General features: G+C 46.6%; 18 protein-coding genes and 1 tRNA gene. 11 read left to right on the top strand and 8 right to left on the bottom strand.

All coding sequences use genetic code 11. From position 1 onward, the window contains the following. Positions 1-231 precede the first annotated feature (231 nt). Together HYR79_06605 and HYR79_06600 are read right to left on the bottom strand one after the other, a co-directional pair. Positions 232-1,812: a phosphoglycerate dehydrogenase gene (locus HYR79_06605; GenBank protein ID MBI1821363.1), complete on the bottom strand. Its 1,581-nt coding sequence runs from the start codon at positions 1,810-1,812 to the stop codon at positions 232-234. A gap of 19 nt (positions 1,813-1,831) precedes the next feature. After that, positions 1,832-2,980 carry an alanine--glyoxylate aminotransferase family protein gene (locus HYR79_06600; protein ID MBI1821362.1) on the bottom strand — a complete coding sequence of 383 codons (1,149 nt, stop codon included), beginning with the start codon at positions 2,978-2,980 and terminating at the stop codon, positions 1,832-1,834. A gap of 154 nt (positions 2,981-3,134) precedes the next feature. On the opposite strand from HYR79_06600, the gene HYR79_06595 reads away from it, so the two are divergent. After that, positions 3,135-4,004, top strand: a complete 870-nt coding sequence (locus HYR79_06595; protein MBI1821361.1) for a lipoate--protein ligase family protein — start codon at positions 3,135-3,137, stop codon at positions 4,002-4,004. Between the two features lie 168 nt (positions 4,005-4,172). On the opposite strand, the gene HYR79_06590 is transcribed toward HYR79_06595, so the two are convergent. From HYR79_06590 to HYR79_06575, 4 genes are read right to left on the bottom strand one after another with little or no spacing between them, the layout of a single operon-like run. Then, on the bottom strand, positions 4,173-5,402 hold the full coding sequence (locus HYR79_06590) for an ABC transporter permease (protein MBI1821360.1): 1,230 nt from the start codon (positions 5,400-5,402) through the stop codon (positions 4,173-4,175). Further along, complete coding sequence (locus HYR79_06585; GenBank protein MBI1821359.1) at positions 5,399-6,091, bottom strand: ABC transporter ATP-binding protein; 693 nt, start codon at positions 6,089-6,091, stop codon at positions 5,399-5,401. The genes HYR79_06590 and HYR79_06585 overlap by 4 nt, the downstream gene beginning before the upstream one ends. A 1-nt stretch (position 6,092) precedes the next feature. After that, complete coding sequence (locus HYR79_06580; GenBank protein ID MBI1821358.1) at positions 6,093-7,247, bottom strand: efflux RND transporter periplasmic adaptor subunit; 1,155 nt, start codon at positions 7,245-7,247, stop codon at positions 6,093-6,095. Next, positions 7,244-8,578 (bottom strand): TolC family protein, encoded by a 1,335-nt coding sequence (locus tag HYR79_06575; protein ID MBI1821357.1) that lies wholly within the window; start codon positions 8,576-8,578, stop codon positions 7,244-7,246. Before HYR79_06575 ends, HYR79_06580 begins: the two co-directional genes overlap by 4 nt. A 207-nt stretch (positions 8,579-8,785) precedes the next feature. Here HYR79_06575 and HYR79_06570 point away from each other — a divergent pair, with 207 nt between their 5' ends. After that, a complete protein-coding gene (locus HYR79_06570) occupies positions 8,786-10,399 on the top strand; it encodes a transglycosylase SLT domain-containing protein (protein ID MBI1821356.1) in 1,614 nt (537 codons plus the stop codon). Positions 10,400-10,435: 36 nt separating this feature from the next. Here HYR79_06570 and HYR79_06565 read toward each other — a convergent pair whose 3' ends face one another. After that, positions 10,436-11,218 (bottom strand): tetratricopeptide repeat protein, encoded by a 783-nt coding sequence (locus HYR79_06565; GenBank protein MBI1821355.1) that lies wholly within the window; start codon positions 11,216-11,218, stop codon positions 10,436-10,438. Between the two features lie 419 nt (positions 11,219-11,637). Between HYR79_06565 and HYR79_06560 the strand changes: the two genes are divergently transcribed. The 5 genes from HYR79_06560 to HYR79_06540 all read left to right on the top strand — a co-directional run bounded on the left by HYR79_06560 (position 11,638) and on the right by HYR79_06540 (position 17,126). Continuing rightward, positions 11,638-13,290, top strand: coding sequence for an AAA family ATPase (locus tag HYR79_06560; protein MBI1821354.1), 1,653 nt, complete (start codon positions 11,638-11,640; stop codon positions 13,288-13,290). Positions 13,291-13,475: 185 nt separating this feature from the next. Continuing rightward, positions 13,476-14,975 (top strand): proteasome accessory factor PafA2 family protein, encoded by a 1,500-nt coding sequence (locus HYR79_06555; protein ID MBI1821353.1) that lies wholly within the window; start codon positions 13,476-13,478, stop codon positions 14,973-14,975. 10 nt (positions 14,976-14,985) lie between these two features. Next, entirely contained in the window at positions 14,986-15,159 is a 174-nt protein-coding gene (locus tag HYR79_06550; protein MBI1821352.1) for a ubiquitin-like protein UBact, read from the top strand. A 68-nt stretch (positions 15,160-15,227) separates the two neighbouring features. Next, positions 15,228-15,698: a hypothetical protein gene (locus HYR79_06545; GenBank protein ID MBI1821351.1), complete on the top strand. Its 471-nt coding sequence runs from the start codon at positions 15,228-15,230 to the stop codon at positions 15,696-15,698. Next, complete coding sequence (locus tag HYR79_06540; GenBank protein ID MBI1821350.1) at positions 15,699-17,126, top strand: proteasome accessory factor PafA2 family protein; 1,428 nt, start codon at positions 15,699-15,701, stop codon at positions 17,124-17,126. Between the two features lie 14 nt (positions 17,127-17,140). On the opposite strand, the gene HYR79_06535 is transcribed toward HYR79_06540, so the two are convergent. After that, a tRNA-Cys gene (locus HYR79_06535) sits at positions 17,141-17,212 on the bottom strand. Positions 17,213-17,494: 282 nt separating this feature from the next. Here HYR79_06535 and HYR79_06530 point away from each other — a divergent pair. The 4 genes from HYR79_06530 to rsmA all read left to right on the top strand — a co-directional run bounded on the left by HYR79_06530 (position 17,495) and on the right by rsmA (position 21,666). After that, positions 17,495-17,947 carry a DUF2231 domain-containing protein gene (locus tag HYR79_06530; protein MBI1821349.1) on the top strand — a complete coding sequence of 151 codons (453 nt, stop codon included), beginning with the start codon at positions 17,495-17,497 and terminating at the stop codon, positions 17,945-17,947. 9 nt (positions 17,948-17,956) lie between these two features. Then, positions 17,957-19,720, top strand: coding sequence for a GAF domain-containing protein (locus HYR79_06525; GenBank protein ID MBI1821348.1), 1,764 nt, complete (start codon positions 17,957-17,959; stop codon positions 19,718-19,720). 8 nt (positions 19,721-19,728) lie between these two features. Continuing rightward, positions 19,729-20,781 carry a 4-hydroxythreonine-4-phosphate dehydrogenase PdxA gene (pdxA, locus tag HYR79_06520; protein ID MBI1821347.1) on the top strand — a complete coding sequence of 351 codons (1,053 nt, stop codon included), beginning with the start codon at positions 19,729-19,731 and terminating at the stop codon, positions 20,779-20,781. 75 nt (positions 20,782-20,856) lie between these two features. Then, positions 20,857-21,666 carry a ribosomal RNA small subunit methyltransferase A gene (gene rsmA / locus HYR79_06515; protein MBI1821346.1) on the top strand — a complete coding sequence of 270 codons (810 nt, stop codon included), beginning with the start codon at positions 20,857-20,859 and terminating at the stop codon, positions 21,664-21,666. Positions 21,667-21,886: the final 220 nt, after the last annotated feature.

Raw genomic sequence — 21,886 nt, 5'->3', positions numbered from 1 at the left:
TGCCCGCATCAGAAGCTACCTATCCACAGCTCGTAAAAACGGCTGGAACCTCTTGCAATCCATTTCCCAGTCCCTGACAGGTCAACCGTACTTGCCTGAAATGCTTTTTCCTCCCTGACACTCCTGAGTAGTTACAAAAAAATTTAAAAATCGACAATGCACGATTTTAAAATGAAACAAAAATGGCGGCCAGTAAAACCAACCGCCATCATACCTGAATTTCGATAAAACTTACAGGACGATCTGTTTGACCGAAAGAATGTTCGGTAATTTCTTCATTTGAGCCAGGACCGGCGCGGGGACAGGGGTATCCACACTGATCACCGCAATCGCTTTTCCGTTAATCTTCTCACGGCTCAACTGCATTCTGGCAATGTTGATATGATGATCTCCTAATAACGTCCCCAGGTTTCCAATCACGCCCGGCTTATCATTGTTCGAAATTAAAAGCATACACCCTTCAGGAACCACCTCAAGCGTGAATCCGTCAATCTCTACGATTCTCGGATCCTTTTGGCTGTAAAGAGCGCCCGCAACATAACCGCTGGTTTGTGAAGTATGGGCACGAACGACAATCATGCTTGAAAAATCACCTGAATCGCTGGTTTTGGATTCATGGACCGAAATACCCCGTTCTTTGGCAATGATAGGAGCATTTACATAATTCACGCTGTTTTCTAAAATCGGGCTCAAAAGACCCTTTAAGACCGCAATAGTAATCTGGGCAGTAGAAAGCTCAGCTACCCTGCCTCGATACTCGATTTCCACCTTTTGGAGGCCCCCTTCATAAAGCTGGGACTGTAAAGCGCCGAGCTTTTCCGCAAGGGACAAATAAAGCTGTACTTCCGGGAGAAGATCCGGAGAAACAGAAGGAAGATTGACCGCATTCCGAATGACGCCTCGTACCAGATAATCGACGATCTGTTCGGCTACCGCAAAAGCAACGTTTTCCTGCGCTTCGGTCGTCGAAGCGCCCAGGTGAGGCGTCGCGATAAAATTCTCGTGGGTCAAAAGAGGATGTTTTGGATCAACCGGCTCTTTTTCAAACACGTCCAGAGCCGCACCGGCAACCTGACCTGACTTTAACCCTTCATATAAATCGGTTTCGTTGATGATGCCCCCTCGGGCGCAATTAATGATTCTAACCCCTTTTTTCATGGTCGCAATTGTTTCTTTATTAATTAAATTCTTGGTCTCCGCTGTGAGAGGGGTATGAAGGGTAATAAAATCGGATTTTCTAAATAAAGTGTCGAGATTAGCCAGCTGGATACCCATTTTTTTGGCATTTTCTTCGGACAAATAAGGGTCATATCCCAAAACATGCATTCCCATTCCCAAGGCCACTTTAGCCACATAACTTCCAATCTGGCCGGTTCCCACAATTCCCAGGGTTTTATTATACATTTCAACCCCGTTAAACTTATTCTTTTCCCATTGGCCTGCCTTCATTGAAGCCGTCGCCTGGGGAACTAAACGGGACATGGAGCACATCATCGCAATCGCATGCTCGGCGGTGGTAATGGTATTGCCCCCGGGGGTATTCATGACCACAATGCCTTTTTTCGAAGCGGCGTTAATATCAACATTATCAAGCCCGGAGCCTGCTCTCCCGATCACTTTTAACCGGTCGGCCGCGTCAATAACGGCGGCGGTCACTTTTGTCGCGCTTCTCACAACCAGCCCGTCGTAGTTTTTAATCTCTTTAATCAGCTCTTCCGGCGTCAGCTTGGTCTTGACGTCCACTTCCAACCCTGATCTCTTTAAAATCTCTATTCCCTGTTCGGAGAGTTTGTCGCTCACTAATACTTTCACTTCGATTTACCTCAACTCGTTAGTTTAATTTTTTTAATAGTAATTCCTGAGCTTTAGCCACACCCGCGCCCAGGTTCACGGGAGCCCCCATTCCCTTTAAGACCATTTCAACCGCCGCAATCGCCGTAATGGTATCAAAGGTATCCGCATATCCCATATGAGCGATTCTAAAGACTTTTCCTTTAAGTTGGTCCTGCCCGCCTGCCGCTGTGATGCCGTAAGTCACACGAAGGTTTTTATAAATTGCCTGCCCGTCAAAACCGGGAGGGGCCTCCACAGCCGTTAAGGCATCAGAAGGAGAGCCTTTCGCGAAAAGTTTCATTCCGGCCGCCATCATCCCCTGGCGCGTCGCTTCCGCCAGGCGGTGATGTCGTGCGAAAATATTTTCCAGGCCCTCGGCTTTTTGCATTTTAAGGACTTCGCTTAAGCCCACCATTAAGGAAGTGGCCGCCGTCCAGGCCGATTGATTCTTGGAAAGACTTTCTCTCTCTTTTTTAAAATTAAAATAAAACTTGTTGTTTTTTGCCTTGTCGGCCATCTTCCAGGCTTTTTCGCTCACGCTCACAAAGGCGAGTCCCGGCGGAAGCATTAAGGCTTTCTGCGATCCGGTTACGACGACATCCAATCCCCATTCGTCTGCTTTCAGATCAAAAACACCCAACGCTGTAATGGCATCGACGACTAAAATCGTATTTTCATGATTTTTCACAATTGAAGCGACTTCTTTGGTGGGATGAGCAACCCCTGTAGAGGTTTCACTGGCCTGAATGTAAACGGCCTTAATGGACGGGTCTTTTTGAAGCGCCTGTTTGATAAGCTGTGGATCAACCGAATATCCCCATTCCACCTTGATTTCCTCGGTTTTTACCCCGTAGCTGGCACAAATCTTACCCCACCGCTCTCCAAATTTACCGCCATTGACGAATAAAGCCTTATCTCCAGGAGAGAGGAAATTGGTCACAGAACCTTCCATTCCCCCGGTTCCGGTAGAAACCAACGTTAAAACATCATTTTGAGTTTGAAAAAGCCACTTTAAATCTTCTTTCACTTGCCCCAGGAGTTCGGCAAATTCAGGCGCCCGGTGGTGAAGAATCGGACGGGACATGGCAAGCAAGACTTCCGGTGGAACAGGTGTTGGCCCTGGAGCCAGAAGATATTTTTTTAACATTTGAAAACTCCTTTTTTTTGATGAACAGTAAAACAGTAAGATGATCTATTGCGGACCTCTTTCAAACCTCATATAATGGTGTTCCTGAAGTGAATAATGATGCCAAAGTTCAGATTTGGAGTCAAGACAATTTATTCCTCTGTTTCCTGATTTTATGATGAATTATTTTCGCGTGATTTCGTCAAAACCTCAAAATCCCTTCGAAAATATGGCCCTGGATGAAGCCATTTTTAAGGAAGTGTCTGCCGGAAACTCTCCGCCCACGCTCAGGTTTTACACCTGGGAATACCCGTCCGTTTCCATCGGTTATTTCCAAAATCCGAAAACCGATCTTTACCTTGACCAATTAAAAACAAAAAAGATCCCCTGGGTTCGCCGAATAACCGGCGGAAGGGGAATTTTTCATTCGGAAGAATTGACCTATAGTCTTTCCGCCCCGGTTTCCCTCACTTTTTTATCCCCGAAAAGCATAGGTCAATCTCATCCGGAAACATCAGAACCCTTTTTCCCAAATTCAATAAAAGGAACCTACCATAAAATCAGCCTGGGTTTCCTCAAAGGGTTTCAAAGATTAGGCCTCCCCGTCCACCTCTACGCTTCTCCGTCCGAAAACAGGTCTCTCGCGGAAATAAAAAAAAACAGATCAAATCCTCTCTGTTTTTCGACTCCCTCCTGGTTTGAAACCATGATCGAAAAAAAAAAGGTTGTTGGAAGCGCTCAAAAACGTTTTAAAAATGGCTTCTTACAGCAGGGATCGATTTTGCTTAATCACCGGTTTGAAGATTTTAAAGACTATTTCCAGCTTCTGCCGGAAGATCTTCATGAATTTGTCGGGATTTTTGATTTTTTACAAAAAGAAATTCCTTTACCGGTCTTAGAAGCAGAGTTAATTTCAGGAATGGAAGAGGCGTGGGGAATTCAATTCAAGCGGGAGGAACCGACGCAACGAGAGACGGCCCTGTGCAACGACCTGACAAAGCAAAAGTACGGTAAAAACTCATGGAACTTTGACCGAATATTCTAATCATTGGTTTAAATTAAGTAAGGAAATCTCCCTCTTATATATTTTAAGACTGCTCAAAAAGCTCTATAGGCAAGGCCGCAGCGAAGAGTCGACGCAGGCGTATGTATGATACGTCGAGGAGAACGAGGAGCGAGAACGAAGCCTATAGACTTTTTCAGCAGTCTTATATCATTCATGCCTGAGGGCTTCGATGGGTGAGAGAAGGGACGCCTTATACGCAGGGTAATATCCAAAAAAGATACCCACCAGGCCGGAAAAACTAAAAGCAATTAGAATGGCCAACGATGAAACGACGGTCGGCCAGCCAGCAATCATCGCAAGAACCTTTGAACCCGTGATTCCAATGATAATCCCCACAATTCCGCCGATTAGGGATAAGGTCAGCGCCTCGATCAGAAACTGTAACCGGATATCCCATGTTTGAGCTCCCACGGCCATCCGGATCCCGATTTCCCGTGTCCGCTCGGTGACAGAAACGAGCATGATGTTCATAATCCCAATTCCACCCACCAGTAAGGATATCGAAGCAACCGCTCCGAGTAATAAGGTCATGACGGCGGTAGATTGTTCAGCCGCCTGCATCATCTGGGTTAAATTTCTAACGGTAAAATCATCATCCTGTTTCTGGCCAAGGTGATGTTTCTGCCGAAGGAGTTCGGCGATCTGTTTTTCGGCCACCGGAAGATCCTCCGAACTCCTCGCCTCGACCATAATAATCCTGACCATTCCAGGAAATGAGGTTCCAAAAAGCTTTTTCTGTGCCGTGGTTACGGGGACAAAAATCGTATCATCCTGGTCCTGGCCCATCGCGGACTGTCCTTTTTCATCGAGTAACCCGATCACGGTAAAGGGAATATTCTTAATTCTGACAATTTGACCCACCGGGCTGACATTTTTAAAAAGGTTGGCGGCCACCGTCTGACCCATTAAGGCGACTTTGGACGCATTTCTTACCTCATCGTCCGTAAAAGACCTCCCGGCCGAAATTGGCCAGTCTCTCACGTCTAACAGGCTTGGGGTCGTCCCAACGACACTGGTTGACCAGTTTTGGTTGCCAGAGATAATTTGAGCAACCCCGTTTAAAATAGGGGCAGCGGTGAAAACAGCCGAACATTCTTTTTTTATGGCTTCCGAGTCGCTTAAGGTAAGGGTTAACTGGGTCCCCGAACCCATTCTCACCCCGCCCGATGTCGACGCCCCCGGAAGGACCATCAGTAAATTGCTCCCCATGCTCGAAATTTGCTCTTCAATCTGTTGGCGAGCCCCGGTGCCTACCGCAAGCATCGTGATCACGGCCCCTACGCCAATAATGATTCCGAGCATCGTCAGGGCTGAGCGCATTTTGTTTCCCCTTAACGCTTTGAGGGAAATTTTGATCGTTGAAGGGATATTGATCATGACGGTTTTACCGGCTGATCGCTGACGATATGACCGTCAAGAAATTTAATCACGCGCCGGCTGTATTTGGCAATGTCCGGTTCATGGGTGACCAGCACAATGGTGATCTTCGAGGTCGTGTTGAGTTTGACGAGCACCTCCATAATCTCCTGACTGGTCCTGGTATCCAGGTTTCCTGTCGGTTCATCGGCCAGAATGATGGGGGCATCATTCACAAGCGCCCTGGCAATGGCCACTCTTTGCTGCTGTCCGCCCGACAGCTGGTTTGGCGTATGTTTTTCACGGCCCGTAAGACCTACCCGGCCAAGGGCATTCATCGCCCGCTCCCGTCTTTCTTTGGATGGAAAACCGTTATAAAGCATTGGCAACTCGACATTCTCAAGGGCAGAGGTTCGGGAAAGAAGATTAAACCCCTGAAAAACAAATCCAATCTTTTTATTTCGGATGACGGCCAGCTCATCCCTGTTCAACCGGCCCACGTCAACCCCTTCCAGAAGGTACTGGCCGCTGTCCGGCCTATCCAGGCAGCCTATCACGTTCATAAAGGTCGATTTTCCTGAACCCGAAGGACCCATGACGGAGATAAATTCTCCCGGGTCAATTTGCAGAGAAATGTGATCAAGGGCCCGAACATTCGTTTCACCAAGCGTGTAGACCTTCACGACGTTTCGTGTTTCAATGAGCGCCATTTTAGAACATCCTGGGACCGGAAGAAGACCTCGCCCTGGTTTTTGTCAGGTTCTCAACAATCACTTCCTGCCCTTCTTTCAACTCTCCGGAAATCAACTCAGTGAAATTTCCATCACTCATTCCGGGACTCACCGGAACTCGCTTTGGTTTTTGATTATCCAGGATCCACACATTGCTTGAATTGTCACGAGCAAAAACTTTTTTTCCATCCGAGGGGACAAATCGCAACGCGGCATTAGGAATTCTTAAAACACCTTTTTTATTGGAGATGATCATTGAAACATTGGCGGTCATGCCGGGTTTAAGCTTAAGATCGGGATTATCCACCTTTACGACGACGTCATAGGTCACGACATTTTGAATAATGATTGGGGCGTTTCTGACTTCGTAAACGCTTCCCTTGAAAATCACATCCGGATAAGCGTCTACCGTAAATTCAACCGGCTGGGATACCTTGATCTTTCCGATGTCGGCTTCCGAAATATTGCAGTCGATCTGCATTTTGGTTAAGTCCTGGGCAATATTAAAGAGGGTCGGCGTTTGGAAACTTGCCGCAACCGTCTGGCCCATGTCGACATTTCTTGAAACCACGATTCCATCGACGGGAGATATGATCCGGGTATATTTTAAATTCGTCTCAGCCAGCCTTAAAGCCGCCCCGGTCTGGGCAATCTGGGCCCTGGCTACGCCGATCTGAGCCTGTGCCAAGCTGTCATTGGTCTCGGAGGTCTCGAGTTCGCTTTTTGCTATGAGATTTTTTGAGAAGAGTTCCTGGTTCCTCTTCAGAACCCTCCTGGAATCAATCATCGCCGCTTCCGCTTTTTCAAGGTTGGCTCTGGCAGAAAGCAAGTTGGCTCTCGCCTGTTCTACCTGCGCCTCGAAGACCGCGGGATCAATTTGCGCGATCAATTGATTCTTCTTTACGGGAGAATTGAAGTCAACATAAATTTGTTTAATCGTCCCTGAAACCTGGGTTCCAATAAGGATGGTCGAGACGGCGTTGCTCGTCCCGGTCGCGGTCACCGTCGATACGATATCTCCGCGGGAAATTTTCTCTATCTTATAGTGCGCCACGGTTTCTTTGTTTCTGAAAAATCCAAAGCCGATAACGGCCAGGATGCCAAGAATCACGAGGCCAACTCCTGTTTTTTTCATTCCTGACTCCCCATTCCAATGGCTTTTTCCAGTTGAGCCTGCGCAAGATTGTAGCTATATAAGGTTTGAATGGCGTTGGTTTTCGCATTGGTCAACGAAACCTCGGCGTCGGTGGTTTCTATCGCCGTCCCAACCCCTGCCCGATACCGCCCTTCCGCAAGATCAAGGTTTTCTTCCGCCTGCTTCACAATTAAGCCGCTTGTTTCAATTTGTTCCTCCGCGGCCGTTAAATTTAAAAATGCCTGCTCAACCTCAAGAAGGATATTTTGAACCTGAATCTCTTCCTGAGCCGTTACCGCTTCCAGATTGGCCTGAGCTCCGTCCACCTGTTTTTTGGTCTGAAAACCGTTGAAAAAAGGAAAAGCCAGCGTCGCGCCGACGTTCCAGTTGTAGATCAGGGGAAATTCCTGATTCCGGTAAATGGTCCCGCCATTCGCGGTTAATGAAGGAAAATATTGCCGCCGGGACGATTGAAGCGCATAAGAGCTCGACTCTTTTTTTAAACGGATCGAAAGGAGCTCCGGCCGATGCTCCAGGGCCAGTTTCTGAGCCGCTTCAAATGCCATCTCCTCCTTTTTAAAAACCAGGGAGTCTTCCGGTTCAACCGGAAAATCAACCGGCATCCCCATTGCGTTATTCAGGGTCACCCGCGCGATTTTAACGCTGTTTTTTGCCTTGATTAAGTTTAATTTCGCGTTGGTCAGGTCCACTCTGGCCTTCGTAACATCAAATTTGGCTTTGCTTCCCACTTTGTAAAACCCTTCAGCCTGCTCCAGATGTTTTTCCATCTGGCGAACCGTCTCCTCATTGACTTCAACAATCCGCTGGCTTTGAAGCAGTCCATAATAGGATTGTTTGACATTTAATATCAGGTTGTCCGTCGTTGTTTTTCGATCCACACTCGCCGATTGGGCAAGCTTTTCGACCGACTCAACCTGCGAGGAAAGTTTTCCAAAATCATAAAGAAGCTGTCTTAAGTTTAAACTGGCAGTGTAGTTATTAAAAGAATTGTCGCTTGAAGCGCCGGCCCCGGGACCTCCTCCAATGCCAAGTCCCGGTTGAGGCGCAAAATTGGAGGTCGCGCGCGTGTAGGTGAAGTCCAACTCCAGCTGTGGAAAGAAGTTCGACCGGGTCTCACCCACTTTAGCATTAGCCGACTCATAAATTTTAGACGAGGATTTTACATTTGGATTCCGGCCCATCGCAAGGTCAACGGCCGCTTTTAAAGAAAGGCGCTTCCCTTCTTTTGCGGGCAAGTCCGCCGCTAAACAAAACTGAGAAGTTTGTTCAACCATGACTAAAAATAGAATAAAAAAGAAAAGCCTTTGCATGGACTGCCCTTTCATCAAAAATAGTTGAATTTTTTCAGTTTACCAAATTGAAACCTAACTTGACAGTTAGAAATAAAGAGATAAACTTAAAATTAGAAGTACCCTTAGCAAGGGAAGCGCGGCGGTTTGTCCGCATCCTCTCTTGCATTTATTTGTTTAATCAAGTATTCTAGCGAAAATCTGTGTCTAAACCATTTAGGGATGATAATGATAAAAAGAACGAAACAATTCTGCACCCTTTTGATCTTGATCAACGGCTTATTCTGGGGCTGTGCGGTTCAAAAAACCACATTAATTTCCACACCGCTATCCGGCACTTCCGGAAAAAACACGACCACCGGTTCATCGGCCAGTGTTTCTTCAAATTCAACGGGCAGCGCACCTGAACAATCCACCCCCTCCCCGGGTTCAGATCAATCCACCCCTTCATCCGTCGATTCCAAAGCAGGTCCTGAGGTTAATCCTCAAGTCCGCGATGACCTGAAAAACAATATCGCACCCGCTCCTCCCCCGCAAATTTCATCCAATGAAGATTCCGCGCCTCAAATCAGCCAGGAACTTCCTCCGTTGGAGGAGAGTGATCTTGAAGACGATTCTGAAGATAAAGATTCGGACGAACCCGTTTATGACATGCCTATCGTGAGAAACGAAACGGTAGAAGAGTACATTAATTACTACCAGAAACGCAATCGACCCCATTTTGAATTATGGTTGTCCCGTTCTGGCCGTTATCTGCCGGTCATGAAGGAAGTTTTTAAAAGTTTTGATCTGCCTGAAGATCTTGTTTTTTTAGCTTTAATTGAAAGCGGGTTTAATCCTTACGCCTTTTCCCGTTCAAAGGCCGCAGGACCCTGGCAGTTTATGAAAGCAACAGGTAAAAAATACGGATTAAAGACAAACAGGTGGGTGGATGAAAGGCGAGACCCGATTAAATCAACTTTTGCGGCCGCCAAGTACTTAAAAGACCTTTATTCGATGTTTGGCTCCTGGCCCCTCGCGTTAGCCTCATACAATGCGGGTGAAGGGAGAGTCCTTCGCGCCATGGCACGAACCAAAGCCGAAGATTTTTGGGACCTTTCCTCAACCCGTTATTTAAGACCTGAAACCAAAAATTATGTTCCCCAATTTATGGCGGCAACCATTATCGCGAAAAATCCGGAAAAATATGGCTTTTCCATGGCTTATTACGAGCCCATGAAATTTGACACGGTCTTAATTGACCGGTCCACGGATTTAAGAGTCGTTGCGCGGGTTGTCCATTCCTCATACGAGGTCATTAAGGAACTCAACCCGGAACTGAAAAAAGGAATGACTCCGCCCCTTTATCCCAATTATCCGCTTCGAATTCCCGAGGGGACAAAAACTCTTTTTGAAGAAAACTTTAGGAAAATTCCTGAATATACCAAGGTGTTGAAGCAAAAACACCGCGTGAGAAGAGGTGAAACTTTACTCAGCCTGTCAAAACGCTACGGCATCCCGATTCAAGCCCTTGCGGAAACAAATCGGATTGAACCGACGAAAAAAATCCGAAGAGGACAAATTTTAATCATTCCGTTGGGAAAAGCAGATCAAACAGGCGAATCCATCTCGCCATCCGCTAAAGCGAATTTGAAAATGGGAGCCTCTTACCAGGGATGCCCCGGCTGTAAAACCCCTAAAAGATACACCCTTTACAAAGTTAAAAAAGGAGATACCCTTTTTAGCCTTTCAAAAAAGCATGACATCAAAATTGCCTCCATTTTGACATTCAATAACATTCACGTCTTGAAATTAGGGACGCTGATCAGGCTCCCTCTAAAAAACACCTCAATCGACGGCTAAGCTGCCCTTACTCCGTTTCCCAGGCTGCGGGTCTTTTTATTTTTTTGACGCGGATACCCCGGTTGTCGACGCGGCGGCGACACTCAAAGAAGAAGAAGGATTGTTGTTTTGTGCCGCTGGAGGGCCTTTAAGGGCCGTAATTCTTGCAGAAGCTTCTGCGGCAATTGGAGAGGACGGGTAGGCTTTCACCAGGGACTCATATTGCGCCAGAGCTTCGTTTTTCTTTCCTTGACTTTCATAAATCTGGCCGATTTCATAGGAAGCCGCATCCTGGTCTCTAGCCAGCTTGGTTTTCTCGACTAAACCAAATATTTTCAGCGCCTGCTCTTTGTCATTTTTATTCAAATACGCGTAACCCAAACGCAAATTGACCACCCCCCGCATCATCTCATCCAGCGGAAAAGTCAACGCCTTATTATAAAACTCGATTCCCCTGTCATAATCTTTGAGGTCGACATAGGAATTCCCCACATAAAAGGCCGCAATGGCGGCGCTTTTTGTTTTAGGATAGATCGATAGAATTTTTTGATAGAGATCAATGGCGGACTTAGTCTGCTTTTCCTGTTCCGGGCCGGTCATCCGGTTTTTCTTTGAATATTCAGAAAAAGCGGCAAACTCCATGTCTTCTGCTTTTTTTTCGGTTTGGGCGGAAATATAGGTATAGGTATAAAACGCAATGGCAAACAAAACAAGTCCACCGGATAAAATCAAAAGAGAAGCCTTTTTTTTGAGAAACGCGCCCCAGATTTTTTCAGTAAGCGAATCAATTGCGATCGGCTCGAGCTCTTTTTTAATTTGGATCCGTTTTCGATAAGGCATTGGCTTCTCCTAAGGGTGACGTAATTTAACACATCAAATAAAAAAAATCAAAAAAATAATAGGAAAACTTAAAAAAGAAAGACAGATAACCCTTCCCGTTCCACCCTAGAGAGATAGGAATTAAAAAAGATTTAAAATCTCTCTGCCATGATAGTTTTAAGCAAAGTGGGATGTTCACCCGTTTGGTCGGAAAGGACTGGATACCCGCTTGCGCGGGTATGACGGTTCTATCCAAGTCCTGAGAGCTCTTTTTCGTCATTCCCGCGAAAGCGGGAATCCAGGAGATGCTTCTATCGCTGTTCTCGGGGTTCCATAATCAAGTTGACAAACCCCTGTTACAGGTCATACAATTTTTTATAAAGCGCCAAAGAAAAATATTTAGCTTTGTGGGAGAATGTGCCATTAGCGATTCATTTAAAATGAGTTCCCCGCGAAAAGACCCTGAATCGAGAACCAACGACCCGCTTCAGATCATCGATCAAATCCTGGCGATTACCCCTCAGGATGACCCCCGTTATCCGATGATTTACGCGCTTCGAAAAAAAATTCTTGAAGAAAGCCTGACCGTCCAGCAAACCCAGGTTGGGTTAAAAAAACTAAATTCAGTGATTGAAAAAGTTACCGCGCCGGCCAACAGAATCGGAACTTTTTTAGGATTTCCGGACGAAAAGTTCGCTCATATCGTCGTCGGGGGCTCCGATTATTACACAAACATAGACCCCCGGCTAAAAGGTGAAGAGCTTCAAATTGGCGCGAGGATCCTGGTGAATGATGCCTTTGCGGTGATCAAGAGTATCGGGTATGACCCCGGAGGTCCTCTTATGAAAATTACCGACCTTCTTCCGGACGGACGGCTCCGGGCCGGTCAGGATGCCGGCACCCAATCGTCTTTGCTTATCCGATCTTCTCAGCTGGCGAAAGAAACCTTAAAAGTTGGGGAGGAGGTTCGTGTCGATCCAAACCACAGGGTTGGCATTGAAAAGGTCGCATCAACCCAACAACGCGAATATTTCCTTGAAGAAGCCCCCAAAACATCGTGGGAAGAAATCGGAGGACAGAAAGACGCGATTGAAGCCATTCGTCAGACCCTGGAATCTCCCCTCTTATATCCCGACCTTTTTAAAAAGTTTAATTTTTCTCCTCCTAAAGGGTTTCTTCTTTACGGTCCTCCGGGCTGCGGAAAAACACTCATAGGAAAAGCCGTGGCCAACACCCTTGTGCAAAAGTTAAAAACGGACGGACAGGAGAAGGTGGAAGAGTTTTTCCTCCACGTGAAAGGGCCTGAAATCCTCAATATGTGGCTCGGAGAATCTGAACGAATGGTCAGGGACATTTTTTCCAAGGCACGAGAAAAAAGGGGCGCTGGTTTTCTACCCTTTATCTTTATCGACGAGGCCGAATCAATCCTCGGAACCCGTCGTTCAAACCGGTCGCATAATATCCTCAGTACGCTGGTACCGATGTTTTGCGCGGAAATGGATGGAATAGAATCTCTCCATGACACCGTCATCATTCTGGCCTCCAACCGTCCTGATCTCATTGACCCGGCGGTCTTAAGACCCGGCCGAATCGACCGGAAAATAAAGGTCAGGCGGCCGGACCGCCAGGGAACAGAAGATATTTTTAAGATCTACCTGAACGACCGGATTCCTCTCGCTCCGTCCTTCATCCAATCCCATGGCAATGACCCGGTTAAAGCAAGACACTCTCTTATTGAATCCACCGTTGAGGCGATTTTCAGCAAAGGACCGGATCAACAGTTCCTTGATCTTCATCTTCGAAGCGGAAGGAGGCAAGTTCTTTACAAATCCGATTTAATCAGCGGAGCGCTGATTGCGTCCATCGTCCAGAGATCGAAGGAAAAGGCCATTAAACGGGCGATCGCAGGCGAAGAAGAAGGAATCACCTCGGACAACCTTTTTTCATCCATTCAAGAGGAATATCGGGAAGGGGAAATTCTTCCGCCCAATGATATTGTTGAAGATTGGCTAAAACTCATTGATGCAGACCCTGAAAACGTCGTGGGCATATCCCTTCTGGATAAAGAAGGAAGGTACGCCCCGAAAAACTGAATCATTTAATAAAAGATTGCTTCGTCGCAAAAAATACTCCTCGCAATGACAAACCCGGGTGTCATTGCGAACTCAGCGAAGCAATCTCGCGCTTAAGTAAAAACATCGTTTCGCTGCGGAACCGCCTGCGGGCAAGCTTTGTGGCTCCCTCGCAATAACAAGGGCCAGGGAATAATAAGGTTGATATGAAACTTTTTGGAATTGAAACAGAATATGGAATTACCCGTGAAGATTTAGAAGAGAGCGATCCGGTGATCGAATCGATGGAACTGGTTCGTGCCTATTTAACGAAACCGTTTCGTCAAGAGTGGGATTATTCCATGGAAGATCCCCGGCAGGACGCCAGGGGATTCAGGGCGGATCATCTTGCGCAGGATGAAGAAGAAAAAGCATTTGAAAAAACAGACCGAAACAGGCCCTTTTCATTCCACGAAATGAAAAGCGACCTTGCCCTGACCAATGGGGCGAGATTTTATAATGATCATACCCACCCGGAGTATTCGACTCCGGAATGCCGTTCTTTAAAAGACCTCATCATTCATGACAAGGCCGGTGAACGGATTGTGCAGGAATGCGCCAACCGCAGAAACGCCCTGTTAGGTCATTCATCCGTTCAGCTTTACAAGAACAACACCGACTTCCATGGTCACAGTTACGGGTGTCATGATAATTACCTTCTCCCCAGGACAATGCCTTTTGAAAAAATTATACAGGGATTAACGCCCTTTCTGGTTACCCGCCAAATTATCGCCGGGGCAGGAAAAATCGGGATTGAGACGCCGGGCGGTCTTCAACCCGGACACTTCCAGCTCTCTCAAAGGGCCGATTTTATCGAGGTGGAGATGTCGGTTGATACGATGAGCCGGCGGCCCATCATCAATACCCGGGATGAGCCCCATGCCGACCGGTCACAATACCGCCGCCTCCATCAGATTTTAGGGGACGCCAACCTGTCAGAAATTTCAACCGGCCTTAAAGTGGGAACCACCTGGCTGGCGCTTCGTTTGATTGAACAAAATGCCCTGCCGAAAGAAGCCGAAATTCTGGAACCGGTTTCGGCGGTTCATGAGGTTTCTCTCGATACGACTTGCAAAAAATCCATCCGGGGGTTCAAAGGAAAAACTATTTCTCCGATCGACCACCAGCGCCTTTATCTCTACGCCGCGAAAAAACAGTTCGGTCATGAAAACGATGCTGACACCCAATGGATCCTAAAAACCTGGGAGGAGGTTTTAAATGACCTGGAATTCAATCCCGAACGGTTAATCAGCCGTCTGGACTGGGTCGCCAAAAAATGGCTTTTACAAACGTATATGGATGCGGAAAAAGTGGATTGGAAGGACGCCAGCTTAATTGCCATTGATCTGGAATATCATAATGTGAACCCCGACAGAGGACTCTTTCTTGCCATGGAAATGGCCGGCAATATGGAAAGACTCTCGACGGAGAATGAGATCAAAGATGCCATGACCCTTCCTCCCCGGGATACCCGCGCGGCGATCCGGGGTCTTTGCATCGAACGGTTTCACAGCCAAATTGATTCCGTTCAATGGGAAAGAATCATCTTTAAAAAAGGATTTTTAAAAAAAGAGCTTGATTTAAAAACTCTTTTTGAACCGGAAGACGTCTTATCGCTTAAAAACCGTTTGAGCGGACTGTCGGACATCGCTCATTTTTTTTCATAAAGGAGAAAAAATGCACCCTGCATTAGAACGACGTGAACAACCTATTAATCCTCTTGAAAAACCGAAAGAGGAAGCGGGGCCTAAAAAACCGGATACCGATTCAAGCCGGGAAAACCTTTTAAAACGGATGAAGAAGGTTGATCCGAAGCAGGCGGAGAGGTATCGGCAACGGACAGGTGAGTAGGGGCAGGTCCCCGTGCCTGCCCTGGGCGACCACGGGGGGTCGCCCCTACAAAAATCGAAGGAGCGGCAATGAATAATGGGGATTTTTGGTCCCTTTTAAAAAAACAGGGATATCAATTTGGGTCTGCGATGCCTCTAACGGACCTAACCGGCCATCCCGCGGAAAAGCTTGCCATACCTCACGGAACCACCATTTTTTCCTTTAAATATAAAGACGGCGTTCTCGCTCCAACGGCTAAAATGGCCGATCAGATGGAAAAGTTTCTCGTTGAACAGGGAACCACCGCCTCTTTACCTTTAACTCAGGCCGTTCAAATCGCGCTAAGAACCTGGGCCATTTCCTTGATTCCCTCTTCTCGATCAGAAACCAAAGAAGAAGAATTACCGAAAAAGTCCTTCATCGATTCCCTATTAAAAGAAAAATTGCCAAAACTAACTTTAGAAGTCGCTGTTCTTGATAAGAGCCAACCCGGAACGTCCAAATACCGGTCACTTTCTAAAAAAGAAAACCAATCTTTTCTAAAAGAATGGATAAAATAGATGCTTTCACGAATTATCGGCCTGGAAACCGAATACGGATGCCTCATCAACCAGGAAAACCCTCGGGAATCTCCGGAAAAGATTGCTTATCGTATTAAAGAACACATCTTAAAAAAGAAAAAGCTCGGTCTGGTCGACCTCCATCAACGGGCGCATGACGAACCGCCCGGCAACGGCGGTTTTCTTTTAAACGGAGGAAGAATCTACCTTGATATGGGCCACCTGGAATACGCCTCTCCCGAATGTATCCACCTCCATGATTTAATTTCCTATGACCGGGCCGGCGACCGGATTTTACAGCAGGCGCTCGAAGAAACCGGATTTGCTGAAAATGTGTCGATGATTAAAAATAATATCGACCATAGAACGGGAGCCACTTTTGGTTCCCATGAAAATTACCTCGTTTCCCGTGATTTTCCTTTTTCTTATGAAGGTCTGGGACAGATGATCCCGTTTTTGGTGACCCGTCAAATTTTTACGGGCGCAGGCAGGGTCGGCGCCCATTTTGTTCCAGACGGCTGGGTTATGCTCGGCGAGGTAAAATTTCCATCCGTCGAATTCCAACTCTCCCAAAGGGCTGATCACATCGTAAACGATTTTTATCAATGGGTTCAATTCAACCGGGCGATTATCAATACCCGCGACGAGCCGTTGGCCGATCCCGCCCGTTACCGGAGAATACATCTTCTTCTGGGTGATTCCAATATGCTTGAATACGCCACCGCGCTAAAGGTTGGCACGACCTCGGTCATGCTCTCCTTGATTGAAGAGGGGGTAGGCCCGCCTGATTTAATGCTTCAGGATGCTGTTTTGGATCTCAAACAAATCTCCCGGGACCCCGGGCAGGAGTGGATTGTCACGCTGGAGAACGGCAAAAAAATTTCCGCGGTGGAAATGCAGTTTTCTTTTTCGAATGCGGCTAAAAAATACCTGTCCGGGAAGGATTCCGATACCGACTGGGTGATTACAGAATGGGGAAAAACCCTGGAGGCCCTTGCGAAAGACCCTTATACACTCGTCGGAAAAATCGATTGGATTTCCAAGAAGTGGCTTTTAGAAATGTTTCTGGAGTCCGAAGATAAAGGGTGGGAAGATCCGTGGGCCGTCAGCCTCGACCTTGAATATCATAACCTTAACCCGGGGAGAGGCCTTTCCTTTGCGCTGGAAGAAGAGGGAAAAGTCGTCAGGAAAACATTAGATTCGGCCATCGAGCTGGCGACCCATTCTCCTCCCCGTAACACCCGCGCGTCCGCGCGAGGGGATCTGGCTAAATCAATCCTGGCATTGAAGGAAAGTTCGAATTCCGAACGAAAAGACATTCGGTATATCATAAACTGGACCAATATTCAGATTGAGGGAAAAAGACCCTTCATGATTGAAGATCCCTTTAACACCTATACCGGCGCCGTGCAGAAAATTCTGAAATAATAATAAAATAAGGAAGGCGGCGAGCGGGATCGAACCGCTGAATCGCAGTTTTGCAGACTGCTCCCTTACCACTTGGGTACGCCGCCATTTGGGGACCCTTTTGTTGAAAGGGTTGAATTATAACGAGCAGGCATACCCAGTGTCAACTGAATTAAGGGCGCCCGAGTAGGGGCAGGCCCCTGTGCCTGCCCTGATTAAAAAAACATTTTTTGGTTCTCAATCAGGTTGTTCCTTATTATTAGGGCAGGCACAGGGGCCTGCCCCTACAAAGCAACTATAATCTGAATCATTATTTTTTCCCGGCAAGATTTAAAAACTGGTATAATCACTCCAATAAAACCACTTTGACTGAAAGGAGTCATCCAACTATGCCAACGATAGTCCATCTGCATCCGATGCTCGTTCACTTCCCTATCGCTCTTTTTTTTACAAGCGTTTTTTTTGATCTGGCCTATCAATTCACAAGAAACACGGATTTCAAAAAAATAGCCTATTATTTGCTTATTCTGGGTGTTGGGTTTGGAATCTTCGCGAGCGGAGTCGGAATTTATATTGAAGACACAATTGAAAAGAGCGGAATTAGTGAAGAACATATTGATGATCACAAGGGCTTTGCCATTGCCACAATGGTTTGTTTTATCGTTCTTCTCATTTTTCGATTCTTTAAAAAGAATCAAATTTCAGATAACGTATTTAAATATTATTTAATCCTCTCCCTTGTCGGCCTTATGCTTTTAAGTCTTGCGGGGTTTTATGGTGGAAGACTGGTTTATGAAGACGGCGCCGCCGTTCATTTACCTGATAAAACAGCCCCAAAATAATTAAACTGAATGAAAATATCTTTGCAAAATAAAATTTCGCTTTCGATCCTCCTTGTCGGTCTGATCTCAATCGTATTCGGGCTTTGGCTTGTTTTTTACTTTGGGAAATCCACATTAAAGAGGACGATCGGAAACGGGTTTGCTGAACTCGCCGAGGTTACAAGCCAAAAACTTGATTCTTTGATCGAGCACCATCTTGAAGAATCCCGCTTTTTGCCCTCTTCGCAAGATATTCAGAATCTGGTTGAAAAAACCAATAAGAAAAAGCCCAAAAAAACCTTTGACGAAACACACTGGAAACAACTCAATGAACAGGACCCCGAGGTAAAAGAAATCCTTCAAAACGAAGGGTCCCAGCATCTCCGCTCTTTTGAAAGCAGGGATCAAATTGACGTCGGAATGCATTATTTTATCTTTGCCACCGACCTGCGCGGAATCGTCGTCGCGGCCAATAAGAAGCCCCCCCATCTCGATTATCATCGGGAAAAGTGGTGGCAAATCGCCTCTGCCGGAGGAAAGGGACAAGATTTTATCAGCGACATCGTTTTTGATCCGGATGTTAAGGCTTATACCTTTAACATCGCCTCCCCTATTTATAAAAACGGGGATTTAATCGGTGTGCTTAATATGGTTCATAATACCGACAGGTTTTTTAATTGGGTCACGACAATCAAAACAGGGAAAAAAGACCATACGATGCTGGTCAGTTCTGATGGAACCATTCTTTTTTGCCCGATTTTTCCGATTAAAACACACAAAGTCACCCATGAGCTTCAACAAAAAATATTCCGGTCCGAACCCGGATGGACCGTTAGCGATGTGGACGTTCATTATCCCGGAAGGGAATCTTTAAATGGCTTTGCTCCCCTGGATATTACCTTTCGCCCAGGGCTGGACAATTTTGGCGGAAAACATTGGTATATCTTCACCAGCCAGGATCCTTCAGAAACCTTTGCTCCCATTTATACCCTGTTGAAATGGATTCTGTCGGCAGGCTTTATGGGCGTCGCGATACTCACCTTTTTAGGTGGGTTTGCGGCGAAAAGGATCGTCAAACCGATCCGAGAACTTCAGAAAGGAATTCATACGATTGGGAACGGTCATCTGGATTATCGTATCAATGTTAAAACCGGGGATGAAATTGAAGAGCTGGGCAATGAATTCAATGAGATGGCAAAAAAGATGCAGACGCTTTATCAGGGGCTGGAACAAAAAGCTTCGGAACGAACGATCGAGTTGGAAGCCAGAACAAGAGAGCTCGAACTTAGAAACAATGAAATGTATACCCTCCTTGCGATGGGCGCCGCTTTAAACGAATGTCAAAACCGGGAAGAAATCTTAACGGTCGCTCCCAGCAAAGTGATGGGGATGATGAAAGCCGACGGCGTCCTGATTGCTTTATTAAACAATTCAGGCGAACCTTTTTTTAAGAGTCTCCCGACCTCGATTATAAAACCGGAGCAAACAAAACCCCTCTATGGCCATATTCTGAAGGCGCTCCTGCAAAAAGAAGAGCCGTTCATTATTGAAGATACTTCTGATGAAAAGGAAATAAAAGATCTCGGGGTTCCACCCAATTTTGAATATGTGACCATCGCCTCTGTGCCCCTGATGACCAAGAGAGTCGTGGTGGGAGGGCTTACGCTTTTCTTTAAGAAACACCACCCCCTCACGGCCCAGGAAGAAGAGTTGCTGGTCTCTATCGGACATCAGATCGGGAATGCCATCGAAAACGTCCAGCGCGCGCCATCCTCAAAAAAAACAAACCTTTAAACCTGTTTATGGAAAATAAAAACCCGGTCATAGCGATCACCATGGGCGACCCTTCCGGAATCGGCCCTGAAATCATCCTCAAAGCTTTGGAAGACGTTTCTATTTATGAAAAGTGCCGTCCTCTGGTAATCGGTAATGAAAACATTTTTACCCGGACGGCGCTGAACCTTGGAAAATCGGTTAAAATCAGCAAAATTTTCGACCTTTCCACATTGAGTTCAAAACCCGGTCATTTAACCTTATTAGAGCCAGGGACCGCCTCTGTCGAATTTTCTCCAGGAAGACCCACCCGCTCCGGCGGGCAGGCTGCGGGAAGCTACATCGAAAAAGCGGCGGAGTTGGCGCTCAGCGGAACCATTGACGCGATTACCACCGCTCCAATTAATAAAGAAACTTTGCGAAATGCCGGATATCCATTTCCCGGGCATACTGAGTTTTTTGCTTCCCTGTCAAAAACGGAAAACTTCGGCATGTTACTGGTCGGGGGGCCTTTACGTATTGTTTTTGTCACCATTCACGAGCCCATTTCCAGAGTTTCTTCTTTAATCACAAAGGAGAGAGTTTTAAAGACCATCCGGCTGGCATTTCATGAAATGAAAAATCTATTCGGGCTTTCCCATCCGGTCATCGGAGTTGCCTCTTTAAACCCGCACGGCGGCGAAAACGGTCTGTTTGGAAAGGAAGAGCTGACCCAGATTATTCCGGCGGTTGAAAAAGCCAGGGCGGAAGGTATTCCGGTAAGTCCGCCCATCTCGCCTGATGCTCTCTTTTATAAAGCTTATCATAAAGAATATGATGCGGTTGTGGTCATGTATCATGATCAGGGTTTGATTCCTTTAAAAATGATCGCCTTCAAGGAGTCGGTCAATGTGACCCTCGGCCTCCCCTTTATCCGCACCTCGGTGGATCATGGCACGGCTTATGACATCGCAGGAAAAGGCGTTGCTGACTCTTCAAGTTTAAAAGAAGCTCTTCTTCTGGCCGCCAGGCTCGCGGGTATAAAAAAAAACAGTGAAGCAACCGGCTTAGCCGGTGACGGACTTGGGAATGGTCGTCGTTAGACCGAGCGTAACGCGGGGTTCGGGGGCCATCGGAGCATCCGCTGAAAGCGGGGCGCACGGGCCCCTGAATATGATATGATGATTCCTAAAAAATCGCTGGGACAACATTTTCTGAATGATCTTAATATTGTAAAAAAAATTATTCAGACCGCGGAGGTCAGTCCCTCGGATGAAATCCTCGAAATCGGCCCCGGGAAAGGGATTCTCACCCGTCAGTTAATTTCATCCTCAAGAAAAGTCTATGCGGTCGAGATTGACCCGCGATTGGTATTTTTTTTAAAAAAAGAACTCTCGTCCTATCGTAACCTTGAAATCATCGAGGGAGACATTTTAAAAGTCAGCTTTGATCTTCTTCCTCCCCGCTTTAAAATCGTGGCCAACATTCCCTATCAAATTTCTTCCCCCCTTCTCACCCGGCTCATTCAGGAAAGAGTTCGGATCTCCTCCATGACCTTGATGGTTCAAAAAGAGGTCGCTGAACGACTCGTCGCGAAACCCGGCACCAAAGCTTATGGGACTCTGTCGGTCTTTATTCAGTTTTATGCCTCCGCCGAACCGGCCTTTAACATCACAAAACACTTTTTTTCTCCTCCCCCAAAAGTCGATTCTTCAGTGGTTAAAATTGTCCCGCTGGCGAATTGCAAAATTCAAACGCTAAACGATCCTTTTTTCTTTAAACTCGTCAAAGCTTCTTTTGCCCATCGCCGCAAATCAATTCGAAACTCCCTAAAAGATGAAGGATTTTCTTCTGATCTGATCGATGTGGTTTTTAAGAATCTCACGCTTGATTCTTCGCGGAGAGCAGAAACATTTACCATCGGAGAGTTTGCCGGGGTGTCTGATCAACTCTTTCAATCGATTCCTGTCAGCAAAACGGGAGTTTGAAAAGCTTGAGCGGGTTGAAGAAAAAACTCTCCTGACAGTTCTTAGGGGGGAGTGGGGTAACCGACCCCGGCTATCCGACAAATCTAGTGTAGTGTCCGCTAAATAACTGGACAACTACTTTTTTGTTTTTCTCCTGCGCGGGAGCGTGCAGCCTGGCTGAATCTGTTCCAGGGTTTGGCGGCAGCGTGAGAGTTTTTCAACGATAGATTCCACTGTGGCG

This window comes from Nitrospirota bacterium (genome assembly GCA_016178585.1).
Taxonomy (GTDB): Bacteria; Nitrospirota; Nitrospiria; order JACQBW01; family JACQBW01; genus JACOTA01.
The sequence above is the reverse complement of the archived record's forward strand: the minus strand, read 5'-3'. Positions and strand labels throughout refer to the sequence as shown.

What these genes read in the sequence shown, in the direction of transcription:
- HYR79_06600 (MBI1821362.1), bottom strand. Translation starts at nt 2,980, where the DNA reads ATGTTAAAAAAATATCTTCTGGCTCCAGGGCCAACACCTGTTCCACCG.
- HYR79_06595 (MBI1821361.1), top strand. Translation starts at nt 3,135, where the DNA reads ATGATGAATTATTTTCGCGTGATTTCGTCAAAACCTCAAAATCCCTTC.
- HYR79_06590 (MBI1821360.1), bottom strand. Translation starts at nt 5,402, where the DNA reads ATGATCAATATCCCTTCAACGATCAAAATTTCCCTCAAAGCGTTAAGG.
- HYR79_06585 (MBI1821359.1), bottom strand. Translation starts at nt 6,091, where the DNA reads ATGGCGCTCATTGAAACACGAAACGTCGTGAAGGTCTACACGCTTGGT.
- HYR79_06580 (MBI1821358.1), bottom strand. Translation starts at nt 7,247, where the DNA reads ATGAAAAAAACAGGAGTTGGCCTCGTGATTCTTGGCATCCTGGCCGTT.
- HYR79_06575 (MBI1821357.1), bottom strand. Translation starts at nt 8,578, where the DNA reads ATGCAAAGGCTTTTCTTTTTTATTCTATTTTTAGTCATGGTTGAACAA.
- HYR79_06570 (MBI1821356.1), top strand. Translation starts at nt 8,786, where the DNA reads ATGATAAAAAGAACGAAACAATTCTGCACCCTTTTGATCTTGATCAAC.
- HYR79_06565 (MBI1821355.1), bottom strand. Translation starts at nt 11,218, where the DNA reads ATGCCTTATCGAAAACGGATCCAAATTAAAAAAGAGCTCGAGCCGATC.
- HYR79_06560 (MBI1821354.1), top strand. Translation starts at nt 11,638, where the DNA reads ATGAGTTCCCCGCGAAAAGACCCTGAATCGAGAACCAACGACCCGCTT.
- HYR79_06555 (MBI1821353.1), top strand. Translation starts at nt 13,476, where the DNA reads ATGAAACTTTTTGGAATTGAAACAGAATATGGAATTACCCGTGAAGAT.
- HYR79_06550 (MBI1821352.1), top strand. Translation starts at nt 14,986, where the DNA reads ATGCACCCTGCATTAGAACGACGTGAACAACCTATTAATCCTCTTGAA.
- HYR79_06545 (MBI1821351.1), top strand. Translation starts at nt 15,228, where the DNA reads ATGAATAATGGGGATTTTTGGTCCCTTTTAAAAAAACAGGGATATCAA.
- HYR79_06540 (MBI1821350.1), top strand. Translation starts at nt 15,699, where the DNA reads ATGCTTTCACGAATTATCGGCCTGGAAACCGAATACGGATGCCTCATC.
- HYR79_06530 (MBI1821349.1), top strand. Translation starts at nt 17,495, where the DNA reads ATGCCAACGATAGTCCATCTGCATCCGATGCTCGTTCACTTCCCTATC.
- HYR79_06525 (MBI1821348.1), top strand. Translation starts at nt 17,957, where the DNA reads ATGAAAATATCTTTGCAAAATAAAATTTCGCTTTCGATCCTCCTTGTC.
- pdxA (MBI1821347.1), top strand. Translation starts at nt 19,729, where the DNA reads ATGGAAAATAAAAACCCGGTCATAGCGATCACCATGGGCGACCCTTCC.
- rsmA (MBI1821346.1), top strand. Translation starts at nt 20,857, where the DNA reads ATGATGATTCCTAAAAAATCGCTGGGACAACATTTTCTGAATGATCTT.